Origin of the sequence: Nocardia farcinica, assembly GCF_029867845.1 — a bacterium.
GTDB classification, from domain to species: domain Bacteria; phylum Actinomycetota; class Actinomycetes; order Mycobacteriales; family Mycobacteriaceae; genus Nocardia; species Nocardia farcinica_A.
This window is the reverse complement of sequence record NZ_JARWRU010000449.1, coordinates 1-4573: the sequence shown is the minus strand read 5'-3', so window position 1 is coordinate 4573 and position 4573 is coordinate 1. Positions and strand designations below refer to the sequence as shown.

Here is a 4573-nt window from a genome sequence, read left to right as displayed (position 1 = left end):
CCTTCAACCCCCCGGGGCCGGCTAAACACCCGCTCGCCCGCCGGGGGGGGCTCCAGCGTGCCCTTGCCGCCCGGGGCCCCGGCCCCCTCCCGGCCCCCCCCCCCGGGCGGCTCCCCCCCCGCGGCGCCGCCCCCGCCGCTGTCGTATCCGGGGAGTGCGCCGCGGCTCAGAGCATCCGATAGGGCAGGTGCAGCGCCTTGGCCCGGCGCACCGAGACCCGCGTCCAGACCCGCTGTTGCAGCGCCAGCGTCGCCCAGCCCGCCAGGGCCATCCCGGTCAGGTTCACCAGCAACTGCGCCAGGCTGCCCAGCACCGAGGACCAGGCGGCGAAGGCCGAGCCGAGCGCGATGTTGCCCGCGGCGGGCACCGTGGTCACCGAGATGAACACCCCGACCAGCGCCCCGGCCCGCGCCGAGGTCAGCGCCAGCACCCCGGCCGCCGCCGCGATCACCGCGATCACCAGCGACCACCGGTCGGGGCTGTAGACGAACTCGGTGTTCGGATGCGCGCCGGTCACGTGGCCCGCGTCGATCCAGCCCGCCGCCCGCGCCGCCAGCGCGAGCAGGAAGGTCACCGCGATGCTCACCGCGAAGCCGAGCACCAGCGTGCGCACCGCGAGCCCGAACAGCACGTGCCGCTTGCGCACCAGCGCCACCCCGAGCGCGGCGATGGCGCCGAACTCCGGCCCGAGCACCATCGCCCCGATCACCAGGATCTGCGAGTCCACCACGATGGCGATGGCCGCCATGATGGTGGCGAGGGTCATGAACGTCAGGTAGGTCCAGTTGAGTTCGGCCTCCTCGTAGGAGCGCTGCGTGACCTCGGCCCAGACCACCGTGTCCGCGCTGCTGCCCGGCGTGCGCACGTCGGCGTCGAAACCGCTGCGTGACAGCCAGGTCCGCACCTGGTCGATCTCGATGCTGCCCAGCTTGTGCACGCCGAGCGCGCGCAGCCGGTCGATCACGTCGTTGCCCGCCTCCCGCGCGACCTCGGCGAAGATCAGATCGCCCGCCGGTTTCAGCGCGGCGCCGCGCACCAGCGCCAGCCCGCTGACCGCCGGGTCGTCGTTGAGCGCGGCCAGCACGCCGTCGGTCAGCGCGGCGGGTGAGAGCACCCGTAACTGCAACATGCCCACAGTGTCGCCCCGCATCGGCGGTCACGCCCCGCATTGCGGCCGCGACTCACCCGAGGACCGCCCGTTCCCGGTGTTCCCGCGCCTGCCCGCGCGGCTCTGACCACACGAACAGGAAGAACAGCCACACCAACAGCGTCGCCCGGCCCCACACCCCGAACTGCACCACGATCTCGGCCCACTCGCTCGGCTCCCCGGCGCCGAGCAGGTAGAAGTAGCGGAACACCCCGACCCCGATGGCCATGTCGGCGAACAGATACGCCACCACCACCTGCCAGGGCACCGCGAGCAGGACGAAGAACGGGATCAGCCACAGGGTGTACTGCGGCGAGTGCACCTTGTGGAACACCAGGAATCCGCACAGCATGGCCCCGCTCACCGCCACCCACGGGTAGACCTCCCCCGCCTGCCACCGCCGCCACCCGAGCCAGGCCGCCAGCGCGAACGAGGCGGCGATCAGCAGCGGCGAGGCCAGGCCGACCCCGTCGTGCCAGCCCTGCTCCATCTCGGCGAAGCGGCCTGCCACCAGGTGGTGGGTCCAGTACCAGATCGAATTGGTGGTGATGTCGGTCTGCCGCTGCTGCTGAAAGGTGAACGAGGCACGCCAGCCCTCGTAGCCCGCCACCGCGAACGGCAGGTTCACCAGCACCACCGTGCTCACGGCCGCGCCCGCGGTGGCCAGCGCGCCTGCCACGTCGTAGCGCCGCCCGGCGGAACCGTCCCCGCCCTCGCCCCGGGTGAGCACCAGCAACACCAGCGGCAGCACGAAGATCCCGGGATAGATCTTCAGGCAGAAACCCAGCCCGAGCAGCACCGCGGCCAGCACACCCCTGGTCCGCGGCGACCACCGCGTCGGCACGGCCACCACGTAGACCGCGGCCACCGCCGCGCACACCACCGGCAGCTCCCAGTTGTGGAAGGCATAGAGCACCAGCGGCGGCCCCGCCGCCCACAGCAGCGCCCACCGGCCGGCGAGCCGGGCCAGCAGCCAGGCGGTCAGCAGGCCGAAGGGCGCAAGCAGCAGCGCCGAGCGCAGCAGGAAGGCCGCGTCGTCGTGCGCGCCGATCGCGCCCAGCCACATGAGCAGGCCGCTGAGCACCGGATACTCCACTGCCCCGCCGATCAGCCAGCCGTCGTCGGTGATGGCGCCGTGGATGTAGGGGAAGACGTGGTTGTCGATGTCGCGGCCGAGCCACAGGTACTGGATGTCGGAATAGCAGACGCCGGCGTCCTTGAGCAGGTCGAAGACGACGCTGCGGCCGTCGGAGTAGAAGGGCGGGCCCGCGCAGCGCGCCTTGTTCAGATACGCCAGCGCCAGCGTCATCCCGCACAGCACCAGCACCGCCGCCGTGACGAGGGTCCGGCGGGGGACGCGGCCGGCGGGCAACGCGCGCGGGGCGGTTCCGGTCGCCATGATCACCACCCTAGAGGCCGTGCCGGCCTGCGGGCAGATGCCGGGTGAGCGGCCGCGGACGGGCTCCCGGACCCGCCGCGCCCGGCCCGAACCGGCCGATTTCGCTGCTCAGGGGCCGCTCATGTAGCCTTGTCGGGTTGCTGACGCAACGAACCCTCCTGCCACGGACCGTCCGTGGCCGTTTCCTAGTCCACAGGAGGTGATTGGTCCGTGCGTCATTACGAAGTGATGGTCATCCTCGATCCGAGCCTGGACGAGCGCACCGTTGGTCCGTCCCTGGATAACCTGCTCTCCGTCGTCAAGACCGAGGGCGGCAAGATCGACAAGGTCGACATCTGGGGCCGCCGCCGTCTCGCCTACGAGATCCGCAAGCAGGCCGAGGGCATCTACGCCGTCATCGATCTCACCGCGACCCCCGCGACCGTGAGCGAGCTCGACCGCCAGCTGGGTCTGAACGAGAACGTGCTGCGCACCAAGGTTCTGCGCCACGGCAAGTAAGGCCGCTACCCCGGGTCCGCGCATGTACCTCGTGAGCGTCGGTGCCTGACTCTAGGCTCTAGCGCGACAGCGAGTGTGCCCGCGACTCACCAGGAGGAACCCACATGGCAGGCGACACGGTCATCACGGTCATCGGTAACCTGACGGCCGACCCCGAACTGCGTTTCACCCCCGCGGGTGCGGCGGTCGCGAACTTCACCGTCGCGTCAACCCCGCGGGTGTTCGACCGGAACACCAACGAGTGGAAAGACGGCGAAGCGCTCTTCCTGCGCTGCAACGTCTGGCGTGAAGCAGCGGAGAACGTCGCCGAGAGCCTGACCCGAGGCGCTCGCGTCATCGTGAGCGGACGGCTCAAGCAGCGCTCCTACGAAACCCGTGAGGGTGAGAAGCGCACGGTCGTCGAGCTCGAGGTCGACGAGGTCGGTCCCTCCCTGCGCTACGCCACCGCCAAGGTCAACAAGGTCGGCCGAGGCGGCGGTGGCGGTGGTTTCGGCGGCGGAGGCGGCTACAGCTCCTCGGCCCCGGCCAACGCCGGTGGCGGCAATCGTGGTGCGGCAGAAGACGACCCGTGGGGCAGCGCGCCCGCGGCCGGCTCCTTCGGGGGCGGCGGCCGCATCGATGACGAACCGCCGTTCTGATCCCGGCTCCCGAGCCCGGTCGATCGGCATCACTCGGCCCGCATCCGTGCGGGCCACACATAAGAAGGTAGAAGACCATGCCTAAGGCGCCCGCGCGCGAAAAGGTGCTGAAGAAGAAGGCTTGCACGTTCTGCAAGGAGAGCAAGTCCGGCAACGTTGCCATCGACTACAAGGACACGGCGCTGCTGCGCAAGTACGTCAGTGACCGCGGCAAGATCCGCGCTCGCCGGGTGACCGGCAACTGCGTGCAGCACCAGCGCGACATCGCCGTCGCGGTGAAGAACTCGCGTGAGGTGGCCCTGCTGCCCTACGTGTCGACGGCTCGCTGAGAAAGGGAGGCACGCAAATGAAGTTGATTCTGACCGCTGACGTGGACAACCTCGGTGCCCCCGGCGATACCGTCGAGGTCAAGGACGGTTACGGCCGCAACTACCTGCTGCCCCGCGGCCTGGCCATCGTCGCCACCCGCGGCGCGCAGAAGCAGGTCGAGGGCATCCGCCGCTCGCAGGAGGCCCGCCGGGTGCGCGACCTCGACCACGCCAACGAGCTGAAGCAGGCCATCGAGGGTCTGGAGTCGGTCTCGCTGAGCGTGAAGACCGCGGGCACCGGCAAGCTGTTCGGCTCGGTCACCCAGGCCGACGTCGCCGCGGCGATCAAGACCGCGGGCGGCCCCGTGCTCGACAAGCGCAGCATCGAGCTGCCGAAGTCGCACATCAAGTCGACCGGCAAGCACAACATCCTGGTGCACCTGCACCCCGATGTGACCGCGAAGTTCGCTCTCCAGGTCGAAGCCGCTTCCTGATCGAAGCGCTCCACCCGGCTACGTAGTCACCCCCCCCCACGGCGCGGCGGGGGGGACTAACGCTGCGCCCCGAAAAGGTTGGCCAGCGG

Annotated in this window: 6 protein-coding genes; 4 read left to right on the top strand and 2 right to left on the bottom strand. The window is 70.4% G+C overall.

Features of this window, described 5'->3' with window-relative positions; all coding sequences use genetic code 11:
- Positions 1-166 precede the first annotated feature (166 nt).
- Positions 167-1129, bottom strand: a complete 963-nt coding sequence (locus QH283_RS09675; RefSeq protein ID WP_280502678.1) for a DUF389 domain-containing protein — start codon at positions 1127-1129, stop codon at positions 167-169.
- Positions 1130-1181: 52 nt separating this feature from the next.
- The gene (locus QH283_RS09670) at positions 1182-2546 is read right to left on the bottom strand and encodes a glycosyltransferase 87 family protein (RefSeq protein ID WP_280502677.1); all 1365 of its coding nucleotides are present in this window, start codon (positions 2544-2546) and stop codon (positions 1182-1184) included.
- Between the two features lie 210 nt (positions 2547-2756).
- Here QH283_RS09670 and rpsF point away from each other — a divergent pair, with 210 nt between their 5' ends.
- The 4 genes from rpsF (at position 2757) to rplI (ending at position 4484) form a co-directional block, all read left to right on the top strand.
- Positions 2757-3044, top strand: a complete 288-nt coding sequence (gene rpsF, locus QH283_RS09665; RefSeq protein WP_280502676.1) for a 30S ribosomal protein S6 — start codon at positions 2757-2759, stop codon at positions 3042-3044.
- A gap of 104 nt (positions 3045-3148) precedes the next feature.
- Positions 3149-3682 carry a single-stranded DNA-binding protein gene (locus QH283_RS09660; RefSeq protein WP_280502675.1) on the top strand — a complete coding sequence of 178 codons (534 nt, stop codon included), beginning with the start codon at positions 3149-3151 and terminating at the stop codon, positions 3680-3682.
- 77 nt (positions 3683-3759) lie between these two features.
- On the top strand, positions 3760-4011 hold the full coding sequence (rpsR, locus tag QH283_RS09655; RefSeq protein ID WP_280502674.1) for a 30S ribosomal protein S18: 252 nt from the start codon (positions 3760-3762) through the stop codon (positions 4009-4011).
- A gap of 17 nt (positions 4012-4028) precedes the next feature.
- Positions 4029-4484, top strand: a complete 456-nt coding sequence (rplI, locus tag QH283_RS09650) for a 50S ribosomal protein L9 (RefSeq protein WP_280502673.1) — start codon at positions 4029-4031, stop codon at positions 4482-4484.
- The last annotated feature ends 89 nt before the right edge of the window (positions 4485-4573 follow it).